This window comes from Hellea balneolensis DSM 19091 (assembly GCF_000428525.1).
Classification (GTDB): domain Bacteria; phylum Pseudomonadota; class Alphaproteobacteria; order Caulobacterales; family Maricaulaceae; genus Hellea; species Hellea balneolensis.
In genome coordinates this window covers 33,369-57,252 of record NZ_AUAC01000008.1, presented here as the reverse complement: position 1 = coordinate 57,252, position 23,884 = coordinate 33,369, and the positions used below count along the sequence as shown (strand labels likewise).

Genomic DNA, 23,884 nt, shown 5'->3' with positions numbered 1-23,884 from the left:
GGCTACATTAACCTTGTTTTGGTCTATTCTTTGCAACTGAGCTTTGTAATGTTTCAATATGGGAGGCTCCGAATGAGCACGAACACAATCTTAAAGTCCAGCGCAATTGCTGCGATGACTCTAGCGGGCCTGTCAGTGACAGCGTCTGCAAATGCGCAATCTTCGCGTTATGCTAACGTCTATGATTACGAAAGCGGCCGCAATTGTGGCCAGGCCTGCGTAGCGCCTGCGCCGATGGGTCAAACATCCTCACGTTATGGTAACACGGTAACACATTCTGCTCCAATGCATGTGGCGCCGGGCCCTATCTATGTTGATTGCGCTCAAATGGGCACTTGTGCACCTCAGCCGACAACTGTCTATACACAGCCGGCTCCGGTTCAGTATCAGGCGGCTCCGACTTATGCTGCGCCCGCGCCGACTTACACGCAAGCGCCAGCAAACTGCCCCGCCGGAACAACAGCCCAATCAGACGGCACATGTATGCAGTCTAGCTACGGCTCTTCAACGACTTATGCAGCGCCGACAGGTAGCTATGGTAGTTCAACATCATATTCTTCATCTTCGTCAATGACGTCATCTATGCCTGCAGATTGTCCGGCTGGAACGACGGCTCAATCAGACGGAACATGTTTGCAAGGGTCTACAAGCTATTCAGCACCGACGCTTCCTGGTACATATGACAGCTTCAGCTCATCCTCCACTTACAGCTCAAGCACAACGGCTCCGGCAAATTGCCCAGCTGGCACGACGGCCCAGTCTGATGGCACATGTATGCAGGGCGGATCTGTATCATCTTATACAGGAAGCTCAGTTGAGCTTTACACCGGTGATGCGGCTACGACAGCTCCATCTTACGGTTACACGTCTGAAGGCACTTACACAGCGACAGATTATCTGCCAATTCGTAAGTAATTTGGCCTAAATTTTAAAAACCCGCCCGGCTCTGACCGCGGTGGGTTTTTTTATGGGTTCGCTCAATGAGCGACTCCGCTTGCTTAGGTGCAGCGCGGCTGATAATGAACCTTATGCCAAACAACATTCTTATATCTCCATCCATTTTATCAGCTGATTTTGCGGATCTCGGTGCTGAAGTTCGCGCTATTGATGCGGCAGGTGCGGATATGATTCATATTGACGTCATGGACGGTCATTATGTGCCAAACCTGACCATAGGGCCAATGGTCGTAAAGGCTCTAAAACCCCACACCGAAAAACCTTTTGACGTGCATCTTATGATCGCGCCTGCAGACCCACTGATCCAGGCTTTTATTGATGCCGGGGCTGATTATGTGAGTGTTCATCCCGATGCTGGGCCGCATCTACACCGCACACTTCAAGCGATTAAGGCCGGCGGGGCAAAAGCGGGATTGGTTCTTAATCCCGGCACCCATCCCGATGTTGTTGATCCTGTTATTGATGAGCTGGACCTTATCTTGGTGATGAGCGTAAATCCGGGTTTTGGAGGTCAGAGCTTTATTTCGTCTCAATTGGATAAAATAAAAATATTGGCCGATAAAATAAAGGCCAGCGGACGGGATATCATCCTAGAAGTTGATGGCGGTGTGAACCCTGTTACATCACAGCAATGTATTGCGGCGGGCGCTACAGCACTTGTGGCTGGCAGTGCCGTGTTTAAAGGCACGGGAAGTTATTCTGAAAACATAGCGGCATTAAGACATCAATCCATGGCGACCTCAAAGGTCGCTTAAGCTTAGGGTCTGTGGACAATTAAGGTTAAGATTAAGATATGAGACAAAATCACATAGTTTTAGAAGAAAATTCGAAGGCGTGCGTCCGCACGGCGAGGGTTTTCGACGACAAAATAGGTGATTTTGTCCATACCGCTACGCGGCGGGGCGCTTTCGAACGACTTTTACGTTGCACATCCTCGGTGGTGCAAACACCACCTTGCGGTATGCGCCTCAAATTCGTTCAAAATCGTACCCGTCTTAACTCAACCTTAATTGTCCACAGACCCTAGAGTCGGATCCCATAATGTCGCGGCGCATTCCGTTATCACAGCTTTTAAAGGCCGGGGCGATTTATCATTATAAGCGCTGGGCTGTCGATATGGGCGGACCTCTACGGGCCGTGAATATGACAGCGGGAAAACCTACCGTTTTTCATGATATACGTCCCTCTTATCTTTATGGAGACAAGAAAAAAGCCGATAGCCTTCTTAAAGGCCATTTTGATTATGCCAGCCAGACATTAGATGTTGGCGGACAGGGAGACCCTTGGACAGTTGCTGTGCCGTCCACACGATTTGCAACATGGCTACACGGGTTTTCATGGCTAAATCATTTCGCGGTGTCCAAAGACAAAAATGCGGCTATTCGGGCCAGAAGCCTCATTGATAAGTGGATATCTGTCTATGGAAAATGGAACCATTTTGCCTGGTCTCCGGATATATTGTCAGACAGATTATTTCATTGGCTAGCAGTTTGGTCGCCCTTGCTGAGTGGTGATAACCTTTCTGAAACAGCGCAATTGCGCAGATCCTCGGTCTTGCGTCAGCTCAAACGTCTTCGCAAAACATATCGCCGCACAAGTCCGGGGCTTTCACGCCTGAAAGCCGCGGCGGTTTTGGCGATGGGCGGAGCGCGGCTTAAAGATAAGTCTGATGGATTTTTAGGCCGCGGTCTTGATTGGCTGGACGACGAAATAGAGCTTCAAATACTGCCAGATGGTGGTCATATCTCCCGCTCACCGGCTCAAGCCGTAGAAGCGCTCGAAATATTGCTGACTTTGGATAGTATGCTGGAGTCACGCGGGGTTGAAGGATCTCGTGCCATGAGCCGCGCGATTGACCGTTTGGCTCCCATAGTCCCGTTTTTTACAGCGGCTGACGGAAAACTTGTGAGTTTTAATGGTAGCGGCGAATGTGACCTCGCTAGGCTTGCTACGCTTAAAAAAGCAGCCCCTAAAACAACGTCCAAGCCTTTTGGTTATTGCCCGCATACGGGATATCAACGTATCGAAGCCGAAGGTACGGTTTTGGTGGTCGATACAGGTGAAACTAGCCCCCGCCCCTTTGATACTCAGGCGCATTTGGCCCCACTGGCTTTTGAGCTTTCCACCCAGATCGGACGGTTGGTTGTAAATTGTGGATGGAACGCGCGGCAGCCGTTGAATTTTCGCAGACCTGTCAGAGCAACAGCCGCACATAGCAGCCTCACGCTGGATAAACAATCAGCCGGGCGCCTTCTTAAAGAAGGCCTCGGGACGAAATATCTGGGCGAAGCCGTCGCTGTTTCTGCTTGCTCGGTGAGCGCAACGCGCAAAGAACAAGTTTCAGGCACGTGGCTTGAAACGTCTCATGATGGCTACCGCGAAGAGACGGGGCTTTCTCACCGCCGCCGGTTTTATATGTCTGTAGAAGGTGATGACATTCGCGGCGAAGACAGCTTATTTGTGCCCTTAGGGGCTGTGCCGCTTAGTAATGCGGAGAAGCCTTTTCAAATCAGCTTTCATTTTCATCCTGATGTTCGGGTCAGCTTATCACAAGATCAGCAAAGCGCATTATTAGTTCAAAATGGCAAAGCGGGCTGGCGTTTCCGCACGGATGGCGGGCCCTTAAGCCTTGAGGATTCTGTTTATTTGGGCGCAGGGCATCGGCCTGTAAAATGTCAGCAAATTATTATCTCCGGTCATGCTTTTTGCGACAGTGACGGAGAAACGCGCAGTAACCGCGTGCGCTGGTCATTTCGTAAATTAGAGGCCCGAAAATGAGCCTGACGCGCGTGCCTTGGCTGACAAAAACAGCAGTCGTCTTCTTTGACGCCATATTGGGCGGGCTTTGTATGTATGGCGCTATCCAATGGCGCTATGACTTTCTCAACAAAACCATACCTAATAATGTCGATGAGAATGCCGGCTTTGTCATGGTTGGACTTGTGATTGTGCTCTGGGTGTCCTTGGGTGTTCATAGAGCGATTTGGCGCTTTACCTCGATTTCAGATATTCGCAAACTTCTTGAAGGCGTATTCTTAGCCGTCATTTTAACGCCCCTTATTTTGTTTCTCTTTGTGGACAGGGCTGAACATTTCCCAAGGTCAGCGCCTTTAATTTCTGGCGCGCTGTTTTTTGTTCTGCTCTGTTTCTCCCGTCTCGTGGTGATGTTGTTCCAAAATGGTGATATTCGCGGATTATTTAATAATTACGGAGCGGACCGGAAAGACGCTATTTTGATCGGCAGTGGGGCCTCTCTTTATACGTATTTGCGAGATAGTTTTCGGCAAAGCGGCGGTCCGGGATATAATATACGGGGCTTGATCGAGACAGATGACAGCTATCAAGGGCGGTCCATCCGTGGTGTGCCGGTTTTGGGGAATTTGGAAACGCTTCCAAAAGTCTATGCGCGGCTGGGATTAGATAAGAACAATAAGCCTATGCTTTTAGCCACTGATGTTGCTCCGGACCGAGCCCAGGCCTATCAATTGGTCAAAACGGCATCGGAAATTGGGGCTCCTCTTGCCAGGATTGCGCGTAATCCCGGCGAGAAACTGTCTCCATTTGAAGCGGCTGACCTTATTGGCCGAGAAGCGAGAGCTTTAGATATTGCGCCTGTTAAGCGTCTCATGACGGGACGGCGGGTTATGGTCACGGGGGCAGGTGGTTCTATTGGCTCAGAGCTATCACGCCAAATCGCGGCTTTATCTCCCGCTAAAATGATTCTTGTCGATAATTCAGAGTATAATCTTTATAAACTGGATCAGCTGATGCAAGACCTTTTGCCGGACGAGGGCGACACCCAATGGGGTGTGCATTTAGGCGATGTCTGTGATGTGCCCTGCATGGAAGAGATATTCAAAACGCATAAACCTGAAATTATTCTACACGCAGCTGCATTTAAACATGTGCCTCTGGGTGAAACAAATCCGATAGAAACGCTGAAAAATAATGTTGGCGGCACGAAAACAATCATTGATCTGGCAGTTAAGTATAAGGCCAAAAGTTTTACTTTGGTCTCTACCGATAAAGCCGTTGACCCGAGTAATATTATGGGCGCGAGTAAGCGCATTGTTGAATTGCTGACAATGGCTTCTGAGGCTCAGCAATCTTTACTTTCGGCGTCCGCTGTAAGGTTTGGTAATGTCCTGGCCTCGGCGGGATCCGTCGTGCCTCTATTTGAAGATCAAATTGCGATGGGCGGTCCTGTGACAGTCACCCATAAAGACGTAAACCGCTATTTCATGACAACGGAAGAAGCGGCCGCGCTTGTCCTTCAGGCTGCTGCACTGAACGCTAATCAATCTCAAAACAAAGCGTCTGTCTTTGTTTTGGAAATGGGCGAACCTGTCAATATTACGCGGCTGGCGCGTCAACTTATTCGTCTAAGAGGTTTCGTGCCGGACCGGGATATAAAAATAGAATATACGGATCTTCGTGACGGCGAAAAAATGTCCGAGGCGCTTACGGGTGACGACGAAATATTGGAGACTACCTATGTTAAGGGAGTTATGAGATTCACCGGAGATGTCTCTGATCCGGCCTCAATGTTGCGCCGAATTGACAATTTACTCGACGCGATTGACCAACGCAAAAAGCCCGCCATTCGCAAAGCGCTTAAGGCCTTATTGCCAGATTATGAGCCCAATGGCGGCTTGTCGTAAAACGCCTCTCATGTTACGGGCGGCGCAAATGTACTAAGCTAATGGATTCGCTCTATGCCCGCTCCCAATCCCGATCTTCCGCCGTTTGATCCTAGCCGTCTTGCGCCTGTTAAGCGGGCATTGATTTCAGTTTCAGACAAATCCCGCTTGCTTGATCAAGCCCAGGCTTTGCATGAGCGGGGGGTTAAGCTCGTCTCTACAGGCGGCACTCACAAAGCCATCACAGCGGCAGGTATTCCAGTAAAAGATGTCGCGGAGCTGACAAAGTTTCCGGAAATGATGGATGGCCGCGTAAAAACCTTGCACCCTATGGTGCATGGCGGATTATTGTGTGACCGTGACTTGGCCTCTCACAAAGACGCGATGCATGATCATGGTATCCTCTCTATCGATTTACTCGTCGTAAATCTCTATCCGTTTGAACAAGCCGTAGCAGGCGGCGGGTCTTATGAGATGTGTGTTGAGAATATCGATATTGGCGGGCCAGCCATGATACGCGCGGCGGCCAAGAACCATGCCCATGTGGCGGTCTGTACAGATGCTGAGGATGTTGATGCTGTGCTCGCGGATATGGATGCAAATAAGGGGCAGACGAGCGGGACCTTACGCCAGAAACTAGCGGCAAAAACCTATGCACGTTCCGCCGCTTATGATGCCGCGATTGCCAATTATTTTGCGGATACGCTCAAAGACCCGGCGCCGTCCTATCGCGCGCAAGGCGGAGCGCTGAAACAGGCCCTACGTTATGGCGAGAATCCGCATCAAACGGCGGCGTTCTATTCAGACGGCTCGAACCGTCCCGGCGTTGCGACTGCCGAGCAGCTACAAGGCAAGGCACTGTCTTATAATAATATCAATGATACCGATGCTGCTTATGAATTGGTCGCAGAATTTGGGGATAATGCACAAGGGGCCAAGCCAGCCGTGGCGATTATTAAACATGCGAACCCTTGCGGCGTAGCAGTCGGCGAGAGCTATATTGAGGCTTACACGGCTGCCCATGCCTGTGATCCTGTTTCGGCCTTTGGCGGCATTGTTGCGCTGAACGGGAATCTTGACGCGGCGACAGCCAAAGAAATCGTCAAAGTCTTTACCGAAGTTGTGATTGCGCCTAGCGCTGATGGTGACGCTGTTGCTGTCTTTGCCAAGAAGAAAAATTTGCGGCTCCTCATTGCGGGCGGCCTGCCAGATGTGAAAGCGCCGTCCATGACACAAAGAAATGTTGCCGGCGGCATCCTCGTCCAAGACCGCGATAATGGTTATGTTTCGGATGAGGATTTGAAAGTCGTGACCAAGCGTAAGCCAAGTATGTCCGAAATGGCAGACCTCCGCATGGCGTGGAAAGTCGCCAAGCATGTTAAATCCAATGCGATTATTTATGTCAAAGACGGCTCCACAGCAGGCATCGGCGCAGGCCAAATGAGCCGTATCGATTCTGCGAGGATTGCCGCCCGCAAAGCTGAAGACGCGCAGAAGTCTGCGGGCTCGGATACCCCGCGCACTAAGGGCTGCGCCTGTGCCTCAGACGCCTTCTTCCCCTTCGCAGATGGCATGCTCGCCGCCGCCGCCGCGGGCGCCACGGCCATCATTCAGCCGGGTGGATCAATCCGCGATGATGAAGTGATTAAGGCTGCTGATGAGCAAGGGATAGCGATGGTGTTTACCGGGATGCGTCATTTTAGGCACTGATATGGAATTGATTTCAGGTAACTGTCACTGTGGTGCTATCCAGTTTGAATTGAGCTCTTCTCTTGATGAGTTCACAACATGTGACTGTTCATTATGCGTGATGCGGAACGCCGTCATGCTGAAAGCTCCTGAGACTGCCCTCACGATAATATCGGGTGAAGATAAGCTCTCGCTTTACCAATGGAATATGAAGGTAGCGAAACACTACTTCTGTTCGATTTGTGGTATTTATGTCTTTCATAATAAACGCGCTGCACCTGACCATTTTGGGGTGAATGTGCATTGTCTTCAAAATATAGACGTGCCCGCGGTGAGAGTAAGAGCCACTGAGGGCGAGACTATGACTGTAAATAAAAACAATGCTCAAGCGCATTGGCCTGGACCTAGAATTTAACCCTCAGCCAAACTCCATCGACCCTTGTCCGTAACCTTCCGCAAGAGCAGATACAAGAACAACCCAATCGGCCCGAGCATAAATGTTAGCAACAGGCACGGCACTAACATCCAATGCTTAAACCCGCGTCTTTGCGCATCTCTCGCCTCCCATGCTCCGACGAATAAATCGAACACCAGAAAATGCGTCCAGCCGATAATCATGCCGACATCTGTTGAGAACAGAGTCCTTACACCTTCTATGCTTGTGAAGCCGCCGCCTTCTGCGCCGTGCCCCATAGCCGCCATGACCATACCGCCAATATAAACCGCGCCCAGCAGAAGTGGGTAGAACATGGAGTGGACAAGCCTATCCGTGAAGCTCCATTTTGGCGCAAAAATCAGAAGCGCCCAAGCGGGCATAACAGAGGCGTTTACCAAGCTGAAAAGAAGATCATAGGTCATGCAAAGGCTCCGATTTTTCTAAAAAACCTAACGCCTCTAAACTGTATTGTCACGTCGCCATAGAACGGCGCCTTTAAAAACCCCGTCCGATTTATGACTATTTTTTTAGGGAACGGAATCCGCGCCTTGCCGTTTACCTCCACATGGAAACAACAATGGAGGTTCCTATGACGACGTTTAAAACGCTATCTGCAACTGGTTTTGTTGCCTTGTTTATGGCCGCACCGACCGCGTTCGCAGCCGAAAACACAGCTGATACAAAGACCGTTAAGTCAGAAAACACGCAGGTTTTAGCTGCTGTTGAAACGGCTAATGTCATCCCTGTGCAAGATGAGGATGGTCAGGTTTTTTATAACCATTACGTTGACGATTCAGAACTTTTTGATGCGAGTCTCGATTTTGAAACTGTCGATACATATACCTTCGAATATGAGGGACGCATTTATACTAACAAAATTGTCACTGAATAGGGCACAATCTCGCCCCATTTTAATATGAGCTTCATGCCGTCTCACCTTGGCATGAAGTTTTTTTCTGCCTTAATTAGGAGTTTAATATGTTAAAACACATTACGATAACCACGGCTACACTAAGCCTTGCAGCACTGAGCGCTTGTACAACAACGGGTAATACAGAACGCGGGGCCGCTATTGGCGCGGCTGCTGGTGCGGTTGCAGGTGCTGTCATTGGGAACAATACCGGATCGGGCGATGCCTCTACGGGCGCTGCGATCGGCGCAGTTGTTGGCGGCGCAGGCGGGGCCTATGCTGGCAGCCAAAAGGATAAAACCGTAGGCGAGCCTACACGTATCCGCCAAGGTGCAGAGGGCCAGGAGCTTATCTATGACCGTCAAGCCGGACGCTATTATTTCACGGATCGAAATACGGGCCGAACCTATTGGCAAAACGGGTCAATCCGTAGCTATTAAAGTTGCATAATAACGATATCCAAACATCGCGCCCCGTTTGGATGATGCAGGCGGCCCCCATTGGGAGCCGCCTGTTTTTATGGGGGTGGCCCGCCTCCCAGCCGTTGTGGGGCAACTGACAAACGGACCGCAAGTTATCACTTGCTAATTTATCTTATGTGTTGAAAATAATAAACAAAAGAATATAAAAAAGAACTTCGTGTTCTGATAAATTAAACATAAAGGGGCTGTGATGGACCGTTTTAGGCGCATGGAAATTTTTGTAGCCGTTGTGGAGACGGGGCAAATCACGCGTGCTTCTGAAAAATTGCATCTTTCAAAGTCTGCTGTAAGTCATGGGCTGTCAGACCTTGAGCGCTATTTGGGGGTTCAGCTCCTATCGCGCAATCCACGCGCTTTGCAGTTAACGGGGGCTGGCCAAAGCTATTATGACCATTGCAAACGGATATTAGCAGACGTTGAAACTGTCGAAGAAGGTCTGCGCGGCGATGAAAAAAAGGTTTCGGGCCATATTCGTATTACGGCTCCTGATACATTTGGCTCTTATCTTTTGACGCCGATATTTTCCCAATTTATGGACGAAAATCCTGACATTACCCTTGATCTGCATCTGACAGAACGCAGTATTGACTTGGTTGAAGAGGGCTTTGATCTCGCTTTTCGTATAAAACCAACCGAAGATCGGCAACATAAATGGACAAAATTATCTTCAGTTCGCATGGTCGCATGCGCTAGTCCGTCCTATCTTAAAGAGGCCAATAAACCGCTCAATGATCTTAAAGATTTAAAATACCATAATTGTTTAATCTATACACGCAGTCCGACATGGCACTTTGTCAAAAATGGCAAGGCTTACGAATTTACGCCTGAGGGCCGTATAACCACAAATAGTGGAGAGAATTTGAGGCAGTTTGCGCTGGCTGGACAAGGCATTATTTATTTGCCATATTTTTTGGCGTATTATGCGATTTCGAAAAAACAGCTCGTGACGGTTCTTAACGATTATGAGGGGCGCAATTTAGATGGCTACATTGTTCGCCCTGCTCATCTGCATTGCCCGGCCCGTGTCCAAAGCCTTATTGATTTCACGATTGAAAGAACTGATGCAATGAAGGGTTTTTTAAATAGTATGGACAGAGCAATTTAAAATAAAAAAGCTCCGAAGCAAAACTCCGGAGCTTTTTTGTCAATATTTTGTCAATATATAGGCCGATTATGCGGCTTGAGCCTCACGCGCGAGGTTCCGCAATACGTAGTGAAGGATACCACCGTTTTTGTAATATTCATGCTCATTATCTGTATCGATGCGAACATTCGCGGTAACAGTTTTTGAAGACCCGTCAGGGAAGTCAATTTTTACGTCAAGCGTTCCGCGAGGCTTCAGATCGTCAATATTTGCGATTGAGACTGTCTCAGAACCCTTAAGGCCAAGTGACTGCCAGCTATCACCGTCTTGGAACTCAAGAGGCAAAACGCCCATCCCAATAAGGTTAGAGCGGTGAATACGCTCAAAGCTCTCAGCAATGACAGCTTTAACGCCTAGCAAGATTGTGCCCTTGGCGGCCCAGTCTCGTGATGAGCCATTACCGTAAAGTCCGCCTGCAAAGACAACAAGATCTTTATCTTCAGCAGCATATTTTTCTGCGGCTTCAAAGATGCTCATGACTTCACCGGATGGAATGTGCTTCGTCACGCCGCCTTCTGTGCCAGGGGCCATAAGATTTTTGATGCGGATATTAGCAAATGTGCCGCGCATCATAACTTCGTGGTTTCCTCGGCGAGACCCGAATGAATTGAATTCATTCTTGGGCACCTGGCGGGCTGAGAGGTAATCCCCTGCAGGACCGTCATGCTTTATCGCGCCGGCGGGGCTGATATGGTCAGTTGTGATAGAGTCGCCAAGGAGCGCGAGTATGTTGGCATTCTTTACATCTTCAACCGCATCAGGCGTAGTTGTCATGCCGTCAAAATAGGGCGGGTTACGTACATAGGTCGAAGCGGGGGCCCAATTATAAGTCTCGCCGCCTGTAACTTTAATCTTCTGCCACTCTTTATCGCCTTTATAAAGATCACCATAACGCTCGACGAACATTTTACGCGTGATGACTTTGCGGACAACATCAGCAATTTCCTTGGATGTTGGCCAGATGTCCTTGAGGTAAATATCATTGCCATCCGCATCGACGCCTAATGGGTCGGCATCAAAATCATGGTGCAGCGATCCCGCCAAGGCATAGGCCACCACAAGCGGCGGTGAGGCGAGGAAGTTGGCTTTCAGATCCGGGCCAATACGGCCTTCAAAGTTACGGTTGCCCGAGAGGACTGAACAAGAGACGAGGTCGCCTTCTGCTATGGCCTCGGAAAGCTCAGGCGCAAGAGGGCCGGAATTTCCGATACATGTCGTACAGCCATAGCCGACAACATCAAAGCCAAGCTGGTTCAGCTCTGTTTGAAGCTTAGACTTTTCAAGATACTCACCCACGACTTGAGAGCCGGGCGCGAGGGATGTCTTGACCCAAGGCTTAACGGTTAAGCCAAGCTTATTCGCTTTTTCAGCCACTAAGCCAGCGGCCATCATAACGGACGGGTTAGACGTATTGGTGCAAGAGGTAATCGCGGCGATGAAGACGTCACCATGATCGACGCTAAAATCGCGGCCCTTTACAGGAACAGCAGAGTCGCCTGTCGGAGTTTTACCAAACTCATCACGCAGGATTTTAGCAAAATGGACATTAGCGCCTTTCAAATCAAAGCGGTCTTGCGGACGTTTCGGTCCAGAGATAGCCGGCATGACAGTGCTGACATCCAATCCGATACTATCCGTATATTCCGGTGTTGTTCCATCGCGCCACAGGCCTTGCTGTTTTGCATAGGCTTCGACGAGCTCAATGCGCTGCTTATCGCGGCCTGTCGCTTCAAGATATTTCAGCGTGTCATCATCGATCGGGAAAAAGCCGCAGGTCGCGCCATATTCAGGGGCCATATTGGCAAGTGTCGCTTGATCTTCGAGCGAGAGGTGGTCAAGGCCCGGGCCATAAAATTCGACGAATTTACCAACCACGCCTTTTTTGCGCAGCATTTCCACAACGCGCAGTACTAAGTCTGTCGCTGTCGCGCCTTCAGGTAATTTCCCTTTCAGTTCAAAACCGACAACTTCGGGGATAAGCATGGAAATGGGCTGGCCAAGCATGGCTGCTTCGGCCTCAATTCCGCCAACACCCCAGCCAAGAACAGAAAGGCCATTGATCATAGTGGTATGTGAGTCTGTCCCAACAAGCGTATCAGGGAAGGCATATGTTTTGCCGTCTGCTGTTTTTGTCCAAACTGTTTGTGCTAAGTTCTCAAGGTTGACTTGGTGACAAATACCAGTTCCGGGAGGGACAACGGCGAAATTATCAAAGGCCTCTTGGCCCCATTTCAAGAAGTCATAACGCTCACCATTACGCTCATATTCGCGCTCAACATTCTTCTTAAAGGCTGTCTTGGTGCCGTAATAATCCACCATCACAGAATGGTCGATAACGAGGTGAACAGGATTAAGTGGGTTAATCGCATTGGCATCGCCGCCAAGATTGACCATCGCATCGCGCATCGCGGCTAAATCAACTACGGCAGGAACACCGGTAAAGTCCTGCATCAAAACGCGGGCAGGGCGGTAAGCAATCTCATGTGTGGAGGTCTTGGTTTTCAGCCAATCCGCCATAGCTTGAATATCTTCTTTTTTAACTGTTGTACCATCTTCGTGGCGCAAGAGATTTTCCAGCAAGACCTTTAAAGAGCGCGGCAGCTTAGAAATGCCGCTCAGGCCGTTTTTCTCGGCTTCGCCAAGGTCGTAATAAGTATAAGTTCCGCCGCGGACTTTAATTTCGCGTTCGCAGTTAAAGCTGTCCAAAGATGCCATGATAATCCTCAATTGGTAATTTGCGGCGCTTATAGCATTGCTGGCGTAAGGTTCAATTGCAAAGCGGGGACGAAAACTGAATTCTGGCACTATGCTTAAAGCTTTTACCGTTAGAAGAGCGTTCATGGCCTATTCATAAACTTGCTCACACACGCATCTCATATATTGGGCATGATAGGGGTATTTTGTGGAACCGCATAAATGGACGAATATTCTGACGCTATTTAGCGTGGTCATTCTTGCTGATGGCCGTGTTTATAAAGAAGAAGTTGATACCTTTGTCGAGCGTACTTTAGCGCTGAAAGAGACAATATCGCCAAAAATGATATATTCGAAGAAAATGGCGATGGATTGGTTTTTTCTCCACCGGGATGAAATTATTAAATGGGCGAGAGGTATTGATCCTCAGGAACATGCAAAGCGGCATGTCATGGCTTTGGGTGACTCACCTTTTTGTGAAGAGATATTGGACGCCCTTTATGCTGTTGCAATTGTTGACGGGGACTATCATCATGCGGAAAGCAAGCTCATTAGCCTGGCCTGTGAGTATTGGAATTTGCCAACACCGGGGCAAGGCTAGGGGTGTTATTCCGTACGCATTTTCCCATGTTTTTGAATAAAGGGAATTTGGGTTAGTGTGAAAATAAAGGTAATTGGGAGAAATCCGAAAACTTTAAAGGTCGCCCAAAAGTCTTCGCTCTGGGTGCGCCAGATATATTCATTTAGCGCTGCCATCGCAAAAAAGAAAAGCCCCCAACGCATGGCGAGTGTATCCCACCGCGCATCCGGCAATTCTATGGCCTCGCCCATCATTATTTTAATCACGTTCTTTTTTATGAATATACCGCCAATAACGGCGAAACCGAACAGAATATTTATGACCGTTGGTTTCATATAAAATATCGTTTTATTGCCCGAGAAAATCGCCAAGGCCGCTGTTAAAACAATGATGACCGTTGAAAATATCAGCATCTTGGAAATATGCTTATATTTTAGCCAACCAATCAAAAGCGCAATTACAGCGACTACCGCAAAGATACCCGCCGCCCAGAGCATGGCTTGTTCCGGTTGGCTGCGTTTGAAATATTGAAAGGCTCCGAAAAATACCAATAACGGGCCAAAGTCTATCCAGAAGTTACTTGGCTTTTTAGGAGGTGTAGGTGTTTTATTTTCCATTCGAGGGGTGTGCCTTAGGAATGAGTTAATGGCAAGAATTATAGCTCAAAGGCGACTTATGATTTTGTCAGCACTTTAAAGGTTGCGCCAATCATCGCGCAAGTTTTGCCATTTACTATGACCTGACCTTGTGCAGTTGCTATGTTTCGGCCCGTGCAAACACCGTGCGTTACACATTCCATCCAGTCGCCCTTTTTGACTGAAGAGGTGAAATCGACATGTAGGCTGATGGTCACGAGCCCGCCCAATTTATCGCGGTCATAATGGCTCGCACATGAGAGTCCCAGGGCATTATCAGAAAGTGCGGAGATTAGTCCGCCATGAACAAAGCCGCGAGAATTGCAGTGCTGCTCATCCGCAAACAGACCAATGATAATTCCATTATCAGAGCGCCTCGAATAGAGCGGCTCCCAAGGATCGGTGAGTGGCGATTTACGAAAGTGAGGCGCAAAGCCTTCGGGAATTGTCATCCCTCAATCATCGCGTCGGCCACACCTGATAGGGCCGCTGCAAAAACTGGCGCGGAGAAGTTTTCCAAATCCTCTATCCGCTCACCAATACCGATGGCGTGGATGGGGAGTTTATATTTGTCGGATAGCGCCACGAGGACACCGCCTTTGGCGGTGCCGTCCAGTTTGGTCATGACAAGGCCAGTAACACCCGCTGTTTGGTGAAAGGCTTCAGTCTGCATCAAGGCGTTTTGCCCGACTGTAGCATCAAGAACTAAGATGGAATGATGCGGGGCAGAGGGGTCTTGTTTTTTTATGACGCGCACGACTTTGGCCAATTCATCCATCAATTCAGTACGGTTTTGTAAGCGGCCCGCCGTATCGATCATCAAGATATCAACATTTTCGGCCTTGGCTTGCTCAATGGCGTCATAGACGAGACCGGCTGCGTCTGAGCCTAAATTGCCGGAGACGATTTTCGCGCCCGCTCGCTCGCTCCAGACAGTAAGTTGTTCGACGGCGGCGGCGCGGAATGTATCCCCTGCGGCGATCATAACCTTTTTGCCTTGATCATGATAACGTTTGGCAAGCTTACCTAATGTGGTTGTTTTACCTGAACCGTTTACGCCTACAAAAAGCATAATTTGCGGTTTGGCTGAGGTCAGTACGATAGGCACTTCCAAGGGCGTTAAAATGTCTGAAATTACGTCAGCCAAGGCAATCTTAACTTCCATATCTGTGACTTGTTTATCAAATTTATCTTCCGTCAAAAGGGCCGTCACTCTTGCCGCCGGGCCTACGCCAAAATCTGATGTAATGAGGATATCTTCCAGGTCCTGCAGAGCCTCTTCATCCAGAACACGTTTGTTGAAGACGGCGGAAACCTGATCCGTCATGCGGGAGGTGGATTTGGAAAGTCCCTTTGTAATGCGTTTTAGAAAGTTACCTTCAGCCAAAGTATCTGTCTGCGCATCAGGATCTATACCTTGATCGATGAGATCTTGCCGGCGTTTCGCCTCGCGTTCCGCTGCCGCCTTGGCGCGGGCCTCCCGTTCCGCTGCCTCGCGTTCTGCGGCTTGAGCGGCAACCTTGGCGCGGCGCTCGGCCTCCATAGCTTCTTCGCGCAGACGTTTCACTTGAGCTTTTTCTGCCGCTAGCGCTTCGGCTTCTAAGCGTTCAAGTTCAGCCTTTTCTGCAGCGGCTTTTTCATCCGCTAAGCGCTTGGCGTCTTCGGCTTGGCGCTTGGATTCCTCAATGGCGCGAGCCTTCGCTTCAGCGTCTTGTTTGGCTTTAAGTGCCGCGGCCTCAGCTTCGGATTTTGCTTTAGCTTCAGCTAGCGCCTTTTTTTCTTCGGCCTTTATGCGAGCTTCTTTTTCGGCGCGGGCTTTAGCCTCGGCTTCGGCTCTGGCTTTGGCTTCGGCCTCTTGGCGTTCTAATTCATCAGCGCGGGCTTTGGCTTCAACTAGCCGCGCGGCCTCTTCTTCGGCCAGGCGTTTCGCCTCTTCCTCTTTGCGCGCCTTTTCCTCAGCCAACTGTTTGGCACGGGCGACATCTTTTGCGGCCTGAATTTCGGCTTGACGTTTTTCTTCTGCCTCGATGCGAGCTTGTTCTCCGGCATCAACACTAACGCCGGACTCCGCTTCATCTTGCTTCCGCGCAGATTTTAGTGCGGCGGCATTAATCGCCGCCATTCGCGCGGCCATTTGCTCATCGACAAGTTTTTGCTGCGCCGCTTTCTCAGCGGCTGCCTCTGCAAGTTTTTCGTCTTTAGACTTAAATCCAAGCTTAGAGAGGAAGCCGCGTTTCTTATTCTTTTCAGTCAATTTATACGTCCCTGTCGCTCGCTATGCGGCTCTTGTGCTAAAGCCCCCGTTGCGTGTTCACCGTCAACACCAGTGATTTCCACCTCTGCCAAGCTACCCGCTTTGGGTGGATTGTCCACCTTGATAAGGCTAAAATCAGGGAGCCGCCCAAGACCCGTCTCTTCAAATAGCGCTATGTCTTTATCGCCAATGCGTGCCGTAAGGTGTGCTGTCTTAACCGCAATGCCTTCTTGGCGTAAAAGTTTCGCGCGGGCCTTTATGGTCTTGCCATCCACGGGCGGCATTTTTGCCGCGGGCGTGCCTTCACGCGCGGAATAGGGGAAGACATGCAGCCAAGGAATGCCAATCTCGGAAATGATATTTTTAGAATTTTCAAACATGACGTCATCTTCCGTGGGGAAACCCGCGATAATATCGGCGCCAAATGTGAACTCAGGCCGCGCTGCTCTAAGCTTGGTGCAAAGCTCTATCGCATCTTCGCGGCTATGGCGGCGCTTCATGCGTTTTAAAATCATATTATCGCCCGCTTGAAGGGAAAGATGCAGATAAGGCTTCATCCGCGCTTCTGTTGTCAGCGCTTCAAACAATGCCGGGTCAATTTCTGCGGGATCGATAGAAGACAGGCGAAGGCGGGGCAGGTCAGGCACAAGTTTTAACACGCGGCGGACGAGGTCACCTAGCGGGGGCTGCCCGGGCAGATCGCCGCCCCATGAGGATAAATCTACCCCTGTTAGAACAACTTCCTTATAACCTTGCGCGACGAGGGATTTCACATGGGCGACAACTTCCCCTGCTGGCGTCGAGCGGGCCTGCCCCCGCCCATAGGGAATAATGCAAAAGGTGCAGCGGTGATCGCATCCATTTTGCACTTGTAGGAATGCACGCGTTCGGTTTTGTGATTTTGTGAGTTCCCGATTACCGCCGCTAATGAGTTGTGGGGCAGTCTCGCGCACCGCCATAATATCATTCACTTTAATAGGCTCGCCGCCCAAAAGTGTGTCTGGTTCAAATGAGGCCGCCAACATTTTTTCGGCGTTCCCAATAACGTGGTCAACTTCAGGCATATCGGCAAAGGCTTTGGGGTCAATTTGCGCCGCGCAGCCCGTGACAACAATGCTGGCCTCAGGGTTATCCTTCTTGGCCTTTCGCACGGCATAGCGCGAGCCGCGCACAGCTTCATTGGTGACGGCGCAAGTGTTGATAATGACGGTGTTTTCAAGCCCTGCATCCCGCGCATTGCCGCGCATCACGTCACTTTCGTAAGCGTTCAGGCGGCAGCCCAATGTAACGATTTCAGTCTTTTTAGACATGGGCCGCTATGTGGTCCTTAAACTAACTCTGGTCAAGGTCTGCGGTCATGGCTAATAGGCGCGATATGTTACACCGCCTCAAACAAATCGTGCCTTTGCCGCTTCGCTCCCGCCTGAAATGGCTCGGCTATGCGTGGCAAGATGCGACGGGGGGCACCCGTGCCGCTCGCGTTCCGCCTAAGCGCAAAACCTTTATCGGCGGCGGGGATTTTATTACTGTAGGCGATGCATTTTTTGGTACGCTAAAACGGCACGGCCTCTCGCTCGCTATGGATGTCTTGGATGTCGGCTGCGGGCAAGGGCGTATGGCGCGGCCTATGACCGAGTTTCTGACGGGGCGCTATGAGGGGTTTGACATTGACAGGGCAGGCATTGAGTGGTGCAAAAATCAATATAAAGATGTGCCAAATTTCACCTTTCATCATGCCGATGTCTTCAATGCACGTTATAATAATACAGGAAAAACTGCGGCAAAAGATTACCGCTTTCCGTTTGAGGATAATGCCTTTGATATGGTTTTTCTGACATCGGTTTTCACCCATATGTTCAAAGACGATGTTGAGAATTATCTTTCGGAAATTGCACGGGTTCTTAAACCGGGTGGCAAATGCCTCGTAACGTGGTTCTTGCTCGATGAAATATCGCGGCAGAGCCAACACCCTGTTATGCAATTTAGGTACGATGTAGATAACGTTAGCCAAACCACGGTAAAATCAAATCCCGAAGCGGCCATTGCTTTTGAGATAGATTTTGTGCGAGCGCTTTATGAAAAATGCGGCCTTGGTATCAAAGACATTGAGCACGGAAAATGGGGCCGCCCAGATAGTCAATATGATTTACAGGATATGGTCGTGGCCACTAAATAGTCCCTTCACTCTCCAGCTCCACGGGTCCAGTCATAATGACGTGGTCATCGCTTTCTCGCCATTCGATAAATAATGTGCCGCCATCTACTTCGACCTCGACTTTGCGCTCAGTGCGTTTTTGGCGCACGGCGGCCACAACTGCTGCGCAAGCGCCCGTGCCGCAGGCCAGTGTCATGCCAACGCCGCGTTCCCAGACTTTTAGGCGTATTTTATCTTTGGCCTCGACCTTGGCAAAGCCGACATTGACTTGTTCAGGAAAGAGGGGGTGATATTCAATCATCGGCCCGACCTTATCGGGCTTGGCCTGCTCGAAATCCTCGACAAAAAAAACGCAATGGGGATTACCCATATTTACCGCGCCGGGATTATGCAGAACCGGATTATCAATCGGGCCGAGCTTCACATCCACATGATGGGTGTGCATGGGTTCTTTAAGCGGTATCTGCGCCCAGTCTAATTTAGGTGGACCCATATCGACGGCCACTTGGTTCTTGCTTGCTGCTGAGCTTGCATCTGCGCAGAGCAGCAGCCCCGCATTGGTTTCCAGCACCATTGAATCGACATCATTATCGCGCATAAAAAGCCATCCTGCACAGCGCGTAGCATTCCCGCAGGCATCGACTTCAAAGCCTTGTTGATTCCAGATTTCCATAAAGGCATCAGCGCCAGATGATTTGGGATCGCGTATAATGATTAATTGATCCGCGCCTTTTTCGCCCATAACGGCTGAGCCGGGCTTGCAAATGACTTTGACTTTCTCTTCGGATATCACAAAGCTAGGCTGACTGCGCGCATCAAAGACTGCAAAGCGGTTTCCCGCGCCGTTCATAATTAAAAATCTCATAGAGCGCATATAGGCGCTGCGGCGAAATATGCAAAGCCTTGCGCCCAGCCTTAAACTCCGCAATATTCGAGTGATAAAAATAACTGCGCAAATGAACACCAGGAGGCCAGCCATGCCCATATCCAAATTTAAATCCGTTTTATTATTAGGAACAGCTTTAGTGATGTCAGCTTGCGGACAAACTGAAACATCGGCTGAAGATATGGCGGCGAAAGCCAAAGGGGCTGCGTCTTCTGCAAGTGATAAAATGAGTGACACAGTAAAAGAGACCACAACAAAAATGATAAATTATACAACAGCTGGACAAATGGATGAGGACCATCTTTACCTTGAGGAGGTGCTTGGCGATAAAGCCTTGGATGAAGTCAAAGCCTGGAATAAGCGCTCTCTTGACCGCCTAATGGCCGATCCGCGTTTTGAAGCCATGCAAGCCGAAGCCCTTGAAATCCTTCAGAGCAAAGATAAAATTCCTTATGTCTCTTATCGCGGCGGAGAGGTGCATAATTTCTGGCAGGACGAAACCCATGTGCGCGGTATTTGGCGCAAGGCCAGCCTTGAAAGTTACCTGACAGACAGCCCGGATTGGGAAACTGTTTTGGATTATGACAAATTGGCTAAAGATGAGGGTAAGAACTGGGTTTATAAGGGCAATGACTGCCTGGCTCCCGATTATAATAAATGCCTGATCAGATTATCTGATGGCGGCAAAGATGCGGTTGTGGTGCGTGAATTTGATGTGGCGAGCAAAAGTTTTGTTAAAGGCGGTTTTGAAACGCCGGAGTCTAAAGGCGGCCTGAGTTGGGTGGATGAAGATACGGTCATTGCCGGAATCGATTTTGGCGATGGGACTATGACCGATTCAGGCTATCCCTTTATCGCGAAAATATGGACACGCGGCACGCCGCTTGAGAGTGCCAAAGAAATTTTTCGCGGCAAAGCATCGGATGTTTCCGCAGGAGCTTTTAGTTGGGAGCTAGAAGAGGGCCGCAAAGAAGTCTTCGGCTATAGCTCATCCTCATTTTATGATCGTGAGTATTTTTGGATTCCCAAAAAAGACGGTGACTTAAGCGAGCCTGTCAAAGTGCCTGTTTCTGAAAAAACGCGCCTGAATGAATATTTCAAAGGCCAAATGGTCGCTCAGCTTAATGATGATTGGGGCGGTTATAAAACCGGCGATCTGGTAAGTTTTAGCGCAGATGATTTTTTCGAAAACGGAACAATCGACCAGGTCAATCTTGTATTTTCACCGGATAAGAAATCCTCCATTGGAGGCTTTGGCGCGACGAAATCAAAACTACTCATGTCCATAACAAAGGATGTCGTGGGCAGTGCTTATGCTTTTGATTTGGATGGCTCAAAATGGAGTTCTGAGAAACTGGATTTTCCGAGCGGCGGCACGGTCTCGATTGGGGCTACAAATGATAAGGAAGATGTCGCCTTTATTTCAAGCGAGTCCTTTTTAACCCCTGATACGCTTTGGACTTATAGTACGGAGACGGGCGTTAAGGCCAAAGCCAAGTCATTGCCCGATTGGTTTGACGCCAGCTCTATGGTGAGCGAGCAATTTTTTGCGACATCAACAGATGGGACGAAAGTGCCTTATTTTGTGGTTCGCCAGAAAGATACGCAAATGGACGGGACGAACCCGACTTTGCTTTATGGTTATGGCGGCTTTCGTATTTCATTAAATCCTAGCTATAGCGCGACGCGCGGAAAGCTATGGGTTGAACGCGGAGGCGTTTATGTTCTCGCCAATATTCGCGGCGGCGGTGAGTATGGGCCTAAATGGCATGCTGCCGGTCTTAAGACAGAGCGTCAGCGTATTTATGATGACTTTATTTCTGTTGGTGAAGACTTAGTCGCAAAAGGCATCACGGCCCCAAAACATCTGGGTATTGAGGGCGGCTCTAATGGCGGCCTTCTCATGGGCGTAATGTTTACGCAGCGCCCTGATCTATTTAACGCCGTGATCTGTGCCGTGCCGCTCTTGGATATGATGCGTTATCACACCCTTCTTGCGGGCGCATCGTGGATGGGCGAATATGGTGACCCTGAAGATGCGGTAGAAGGTAAGTTTTTGCGCTCTATTTCGCCTTATCATAATATCGATCCAGAGGCTGATTATCCTGAAGTGTTCTTCATTACTTCGACCAAGGATGACCGCGTCCATCCCGGACATGCGCGGAAAACGGCAAAGCGTATGGAAGACCAAGGGCATGATTTCCTCTATTATGAAAATATAGATGGCGGTCATAGTGCGGCGGCGAACCTCAAAGAAACAGCCAAGCGCTTGGCTTTGCAGCATACGTATTTAATGCAAAAGCTAAAAGACGGCGAATAACAGCCGCTTAAATTTAAACGAAGAGCCGCTTTAAATAACTTATAGCGGCTTTTTATTTGGCTAGTTCAAGCGAGAATGGGGCATTGCAAATGTAGAGGGCTCCCGCCATGATGTCCCCAAAATAAGACATATTCGGGACCCTCGCCATGATGACGAAATATTATAATATACCGCTCTTGATCCTTGTTATGATCGCAGCTGTTCTGGCTTTTGCATTTTGGGGTATGGGATTGTCAGGTTTGACTGAGCCTCTGCGAATGGGGACATCTATCTGACAAAGTCTATAGCGGCGTTAGCCAAGGACGCGCTCTTTGTCCCGCTTAAGCCTGTCATGTATGCTTTGATTATTCTCTCCATCGGGGCGTCGATTGCGATTTCGCGCGGCGGCATGGGGCCAAAGTTCGTTCGCGTTCTGAGCTTCTTCATCGGCTTTTCATTGATTGGCGTCTTAGTGGCCGTTCTGGCCCATACGCTATTCCCAATATCCGTATTTGATACACCCGCGGAGCTTGGCCTGTCTGAGACCATGAGTGTTGAACCCATTCCTTTTATGAAGAAAATCTATGGGGTGATTACAAGTCCGCTTATGATTTCTATTTATGCTGGTATTCTATTGGGCCGTTCTCTTAAGTCGCTAGAGGGACAGCATCCCGGCATTGGACAACAAGCGGATATCGTCTCGGATATGTTCATAAAGGGCTTTATCAAATTTCTCTGGATTACAATTCCGCTCGCTGTATTTGGTTCTCTGACCTTGGCCTTGAACCGGCCCGGCGGTATAGAGACTCTCGTAAAGCTCTCAAAAGTTCTACCTGTTTATCTTGGGTCTATGTTTATTGTTTGGGTGCTGATGGTCGCGATTAGCTCACGCATATTGGGTCACGGCCTGGGCTTTATGGGCCGCGCACTTGTCCCGCAAGCTGTCGTCGCCATCGCGACCAGCTCGTCCATGGCGACGTTGCCGGCGACGCGTGTTGCTTGTGATCAACTTGGGGCCAATGCGGATGAAGCAACGCCGTTTTATACCGTCGGCGCAACCATTAACATGGTCGGTACTTTGATGGGACTAACGTTGATTTCGCTATACGGCATGCAGGCTTATGGCCTTGATGTTTCGCTTGGCGATCGTTTTGTCGTGGCTTTCCAGTCCATGGTTTATGCCACATCTGCCGCAGGCGTCCCGAGCGCCTCTATCGTTCTGATACAGGAATTGCTGACGAGCCAAGGCGTGTCGGGCGATTTTGCGACCTATATCACCGCCATTATTATCACCATTGATACATTGATATTAGACCGCATGCGCACGATGCTGAATACGCAGTCGGATTCAATGTCTACGGCGAATGGTTTGAAGCTTTATTACAAAACGCCTAAGACTTTGGTGGATTAATCGGCCTTAGGGACAGGGTACTTCTTCTGTCCCAAAAAGGGTATGAGCCCAGTAAAGGCCAATATGAATCCGGCAAAACCATTGAGCGGGGTGAAATAAGCCAGACCACCCATTATGACGGCTAATAATGCGACGCCGCTATGATAGAAAATAGATTGCCGCGTAATTTTCATCTCAATCTCTGATAAATTGAGCAGAGTATATTTGGACAGCACATGGCGGTGCATTAACATGTATAGAATGTGTACCACCATAAATCCCAATCCAAAAAAACCCAAAATATTTCCGGAGCTGGAAAAGTTTAGTCTCATTCTTTCAATCCGGCTCAGATCTCCAGTCAGGCCCATGACAAAGGCAAAGAAGCTGTCAAAAGCAAAGCGTAAGGGATAGGCGAGATAAAGAACAACAAACAGCAAGATAGCATTAAAGAAGATGATCTTTTTATCAGCGACTCCGTAACGCCTGAAGAAAGTAAAATGTGTGTGCCAAATACCAATCAGTACAGCAAAGGCGGCTGTTGCTGGAATAATTGAAATCAAATAATCACGTAACTCATCATAGCTTTGCGGCGTTACCGCAGCGGAAATAATCATGCCAAGCGCGAGGGCAAAGACAATGTCCGATAAGTTTTCGATGCGCGTGACCGACTGGCCGCGCCACCGAAAATTAGGGTCATGATCGAGTCCCTTAGTAATTTCGCCCCGAAGCATAA

General features: G+C 49.4%; 22 protein-coding genes. 14 read left to right on the top strand and 8 right to left on the bottom strand.

From position 1 onward, the window contains the following. Positions 1-72: 72 nt before the first annotated feature. From F569_RS19115 to cas8a1, 6 genes are all read left to right on the top strand, one after another. Positions 73-915, top strand: a complete 843-nt coding sequence (locus F569_RS19115) for a hypothetical protein (RefSeq protein WP_026942554.1) — start codon at positions 73-75, stop codon at positions 913-915. A 113-nt stretch (positions 916-1,028) separates the two neighbouring features. Continuing rightward, complete coding sequence (gene rpe, locus F569_RS0113010; protein ID WP_026942553.1) at positions 1,029-1,712, top strand: ribulose-phosphate 3-epimerase; 684 nt, start codon at positions 1,029-1,031, stop codon at positions 1,710-1,712. A 286-nt stretch (positions 1,713-1,998) separates the two neighbouring features. Continuing rightward, a complete protein-coding gene (locus tag F569_RS18085) occupies positions 1,999-3,735 on the top strand; it encodes a heparinase II/III family protein (protein WP_051279886.1) in 1,737 nt (578 codons plus the stop codon). Continuing rightward, positions 3,732-5,618, top strand: a complete 1,887-nt coding sequence (locus tag F569_RS18080; protein ID WP_051279885.1) for a polysaccharide biosynthesis protein — start codon at positions 3,732-3,734, stop codon at positions 5,616-5,618. The genes F569_RS18085 and F569_RS18080 overlap by 4 nt, the downstream gene beginning before the upstream one ends. Positions 5,619-5,672: 54 nt before the next feature. Then, entirely contained in the window at positions 5,673-7,307 is a 1,635-nt protein-coding gene (purH, locus tag F569_RS0112995) for a bifunctional phosphoribosylaminoimidazolecarboxamide formyltransferase/IMP cyclohydrolase (protein ID WP_026942552.1), read from the top strand. A gap of 1 nt (position 7,308) precedes the next feature. Beyond that, positions 7,309-7,701, top strand: a complete 393-nt coding sequence (gene cas8a1 / locus F569_RS0112990) for a type I-B CRISPR-associated protein Cas8b1/Cst1 (RefSeq protein ID WP_026942551.1) — start codon at positions 7,309-7,311, stop codon at positions 7,699-7,701. Here cas8a1 and F569_RS0112985 read toward each other — a convergent pair. Beyond that, positions 7,698-8,144 carry an ABA4-like family protein gene (locus F569_RS0112985; RefSeq protein ID WP_026942550.1) on the bottom strand — a complete coding sequence of 149 codons (447 nt, stop codon included), beginning with the start codon at positions 8,142-8,144 and terminating at the stop codon, positions 7,698-7,700. The two genes, cas8a1 and F569_RS0112985, sit on opposite strands and share 4 nt — an antisense overlap. Positions 8,145-8,311: 167 nt before the next feature. Between F569_RS0112985 and F569_RS0112975 the strand changes: the two genes are divergently transcribed. From F569_RS0112975 to F569_RS18075, 3 genes are all read left to right on the top strand, one after another. After that, a complete protein-coding gene (locus F569_RS0112975; protein WP_154813746.1) occupies positions 8,312-8,614 on the top strand; it encodes a hypothetical protein in 303 nt (100 codons plus the stop codon). Positions 8,615-8,700: 86 nt separating this feature from the next. Continuing rightward, positions 8,701-9,072 carry a YMGG-like glycine zipper-containing protein gene (locus F569_RS0112970; protein WP_026942548.1) on the top strand — a complete coding sequence of 124 codons (372 nt, stop codon included), beginning with the start codon at positions 8,701-8,703 and terminating at the stop codon, positions 9,070-9,072. A gap of 232 nt (positions 9,073-9,304) precedes the next feature. Further along, positions 9,305-10,219, top strand: a complete 915-nt coding sequence (locus F569_RS18075; RefSeq protein ID WP_051279884.1) for a LysR family transcriptional regulator — start codon at positions 9,305-9,307, stop codon at positions 10,217-10,219. A 66-nt stretch (positions 10,220-10,285) separates the two neighbouring features. On the opposite strand, the gene acnA is transcribed toward F569_RS18075, so the two are convergent. Then, positions 10,286-12,973: an aconitate hydratase AcnA gene (acnA, locus tag F569_RS0112960; protein WP_026942547.1), complete on the bottom strand. Its 2,688-nt coding sequence runs from the start codon at positions 12,971-12,973 to the stop codon at positions 10,286-10,288. A 187-nt stretch (positions 12,974-13,160) separates the two neighbouring features. Here acnA and F569_RS0112955 point away from each other — a divergent pair, with 187 nt between their 5' ends. Next, the gene (locus F569_RS0112955; RefSeq protein WP_026942546.1) at positions 13,161-13,553 is read left to right on the top strand and encodes a tellurite resistance TerB family protein; all 393 of its coding nucleotides are present in this window, start codon (positions 13,161-13,163) and stop codon (positions 13,551-13,553) included. Between the two features lie 5 nt (positions 13,554-13,558). Here F569_RS0112955 and F569_RS18070 read toward each other — a convergent pair whose 3' ends face one another. Genes F569_RS18070 through mtaB form a run of 4 tightly spaced genes read right to left on the bottom strand, consistent with a single transcriptional unit; the run spans position 13,559 to position 17,731 of the window. Continuing rightward, entirely contained in the window at positions 13,559-14,149 is a 591-nt protein-coding gene (locus tag F569_RS18070) for an inner membrane-spanning protein YciB (RefSeq protein WP_051279883.1), read from the bottom strand. A gap of 56 nt (positions 14,150-14,205) precedes the next feature. Further along, complete coding sequence (locus F569_RS0112945; RefSeq protein ID WP_026942545.1) at positions 14,206-14,619, bottom strand: PaaI family thioesterase; 414 nt, start codon at positions 14,617-14,619, stop codon at positions 14,206-14,208. Further along, positions 14,616-16,421, bottom strand: a complete 1,806-nt coding sequence (gene ftsY / locus F569_RS18065) for a signal recognition particle-docking protein FtsY (RefSeq protein WP_026942544.1) — start codon at positions 16,419-16,421, stop codon at positions 14,616-14,618. The genes F569_RS0112945 and ftsY overlap by 4 nt, the downstream gene beginning before the upstream one ends. Further along, positions 16,418-17,731 (bottom strand): tRNA (N(6)-L-threonylcarbamoyladenosine(37)-C(2))-methylthiotransferase MtaB, encoded by a 1,314-nt coding sequence (gene mtaB, locus F569_RS18060; protein ID WP_051279882.1) that lies wholly within the window; start codon positions 17,729-17,731, stop codon positions 16,418-16,420. Before mtaB ends, ftsY begins: the two co-directional genes overlap by 4 nt. Before the next feature lie 65 nt (positions 17,732-17,796). Here mtaB and F569_RS0112930 point away from each other — a divergent pair, with 65 nt between their 5' ends. Next, positions 17,797-18,597: a class I SAM-dependent methyltransferase gene (locus F569_RS0112930; protein ID WP_084169024.1), complete on the top strand. Its 801-nt coding sequence runs from the start codon at positions 17,797-17,799 to the stop codon at positions 18,595-18,597. On the opposite strand, the gene dapF is transcribed toward F569_RS0112930, so the two are convergent. Then, positions 18,590-19,450 carry a diaminopimelate epimerase gene (gene dapF / locus F569_RS0112925; RefSeq protein WP_084169030.1) on the bottom strand — a complete coding sequence of 287 codons (861 nt, stop codon included), beginning with the start codon at positions 19,448-19,450 and terminating at the stop codon, positions 18,590-18,592. The genes F569_RS0112930 and dapF overlap by 8 nt on opposite strands. A 103-nt stretch (positions 19,451-19,553) precedes the next feature. On the opposite strand from dapF, the gene F569_RS18055 reads away from it, so the two are divergent. The 3 genes from F569_RS18055 to F569_RS0112910 all read left to right on the top strand — a co-directional run bounded on the left by F569_RS18055 (position 19,554) and on the right by F569_RS0112910 (position 23,172). Further along, positions 19,554-21,782: a prolyl oligopeptidase family serine peptidase gene (locus F569_RS18055; RefSeq protein WP_084169023.1), complete on the top strand. Its 2,229-nt coding sequence runs from the start codon at positions 19,554-19,556 to the stop codon at positions 21,780-21,782. Positions 21,783-21,928: 146 nt separating this feature from the next. Then, a complete protein-coding gene (locus F569_RS19985) occupies positions 21,929-22,057 on the top strand; it encodes a hypothetical protein (protein ID WP_267879453.1) in 129 nt (42 codons plus the stop codon). After that, complete coding sequence (locus tag F569_RS0112910; protein ID WP_324603233.1) at positions 22,048-23,172, top strand: cation:dicarboxylate symporter family transporter; 1,125 nt, start codon at positions 22,048-22,050, stop codon at positions 23,170-23,172. Before F569_RS19985 ends, F569_RS0112910 begins: the two co-directional genes overlap by 10 nt. Here F569_RS0112910 and F569_RS0112905 read toward each other — a convergent pair. Continuing rightward, positions 23,169-23,882, bottom strand: coding sequence for a TMEM175 family protein (locus F569_RS0112905; RefSeq protein WP_026942540.1), 714 nt, complete (start codon positions 23,880-23,882; stop codon positions 23,169-23,171). The genes F569_RS0112910 and F569_RS0112905 overlap by 4 nt on opposite strands. Positions 23,883-23,884 lie beyond the last annotated feature (2 nt).

Bases quoted from the DNA above. Each gene is read 5' to 3' on its own strand.
- F569_RS19985 (WP_267879453.1), top strand. From the start codon at position 21,929: ATGATGACGAAATATTATAATATACCGCTCTTGATCCTTGTTATGATC.
- F569_RS18075 (WP_051279884.1), top strand. From the start codon at position 9,305: ATGGACCGTTTTAGGCGCATGGAAATTTTTGTAGCCGTTGTGGAGACG.
- F569_RS0112975 (WP_154813746.1), top strand. From the start codon at position 8,312: ATGACGACGTTTAAAACGCTATCTGCAACTGGTTTTGTTGCCTTGTTT.
- F569_RS0112905 (WP_026942540.1), bottom strand. From the start codon at position 23,882: ATGCTTCGGGGCGAAATTACTAAGGGACTCGATCATGACCCTAATTTT.
- F569_RS18085 (WP_051279886.1), top strand. From the start codon at position 1,999: ATGTCGCGGCGCATTCCGTTATCACAGCTTTTAAAGGCCGGGGCGATT.
- F569_RS0112985 (WP_026942550.1), bottom strand. From the start codon at position 8,144: ATGACCTATGATCTTCTTTTCAGCTTGGTAAACGCCTCTGTTATGCCC.
- F569_RS18055 (WP_084169023.1), top strand. From the start codon at position 19,554: ATGCCCATATCCAAATTTAAATCCGTTTTATTATTAGGAACAGCTTTA.
- acnA (WP_026942547.1), bottom strand. From the start codon at position 12,973: ATGGCATCTTTGGACAGCTTTAACTGCGAACGCGAAATTAAAGTCCGC.
- F569_RS0112945 (WP_026942545.1), bottom strand. From the start codon at position 14,619: ATGACAATTCCCGAAGGCTTTGCGCCTCACTTTCGTAAATCGCCACTC.
- purH (WP_026942552.1), top strand. From the start codon at position 5,673: ATGCCCGCTCCCAATCCCGATCTTCCGCCGTTTGATCCTAGCCGTCTT.
- F569_RS19115 (WP_026942554.1), top strand. From the start codon at position 73: ATGAGCACGAACACAATCTTAAAGTCCAGCGCAATTGCTGCGATGACT.
- F569_RS0112970 (WP_026942548.1), top strand. From the start codon at position 8,701: ATGTTAAAACACATTACGATAACCACGGCTACACTAAGCCTTGCAGCA.
- F569_RS0112930 (WP_084169024.1), top strand. From the start codon at position 17,797: ATGTTACACCGCCTCAAACAAATCGTGCCTTTGCCGCTTCGCTCCCGC.
- rpe (WP_026942553.1), top strand. From the start codon at position 1,029: ATGCCAAACAACATTCTTATATCTCCATCCATTTTATCAGCTGATTTT.
- F569_RS18070 (WP_051279883.1), bottom strand. From the start codon at position 14,149: ATGGAAAATAAAACACCTACACCTCCTAAAAAGCCAAGTAACTTCTGG.
- mtaB (WP_051279882.1), bottom strand. From the start codon at position 17,731: ATGTCTAAAAAGACTGAAATCGTTACATTGGGCTGCCGCCTGAACGCT.
- dapF (WP_084169030.1), bottom strand. From the start codon at position 19,450: ATGCGCTCTATGAGATTTTTAATTATGAACGGCGCGGGAAACCGCTTT.
- cas8a1 (WP_026942551.1), top strand. From the start codon at position 7,309: ATGGAATTGATTTCAGGTAACTGTCACTGTGGTGCTATCCAGTTTGAA.
- F569_RS18080 (WP_051279885.1), top strand. From the start codon at position 3,732: ATGAGCCTGACGCGCGTGCCTTGGCTGACAAAAACAGCAGTCGTCTTC.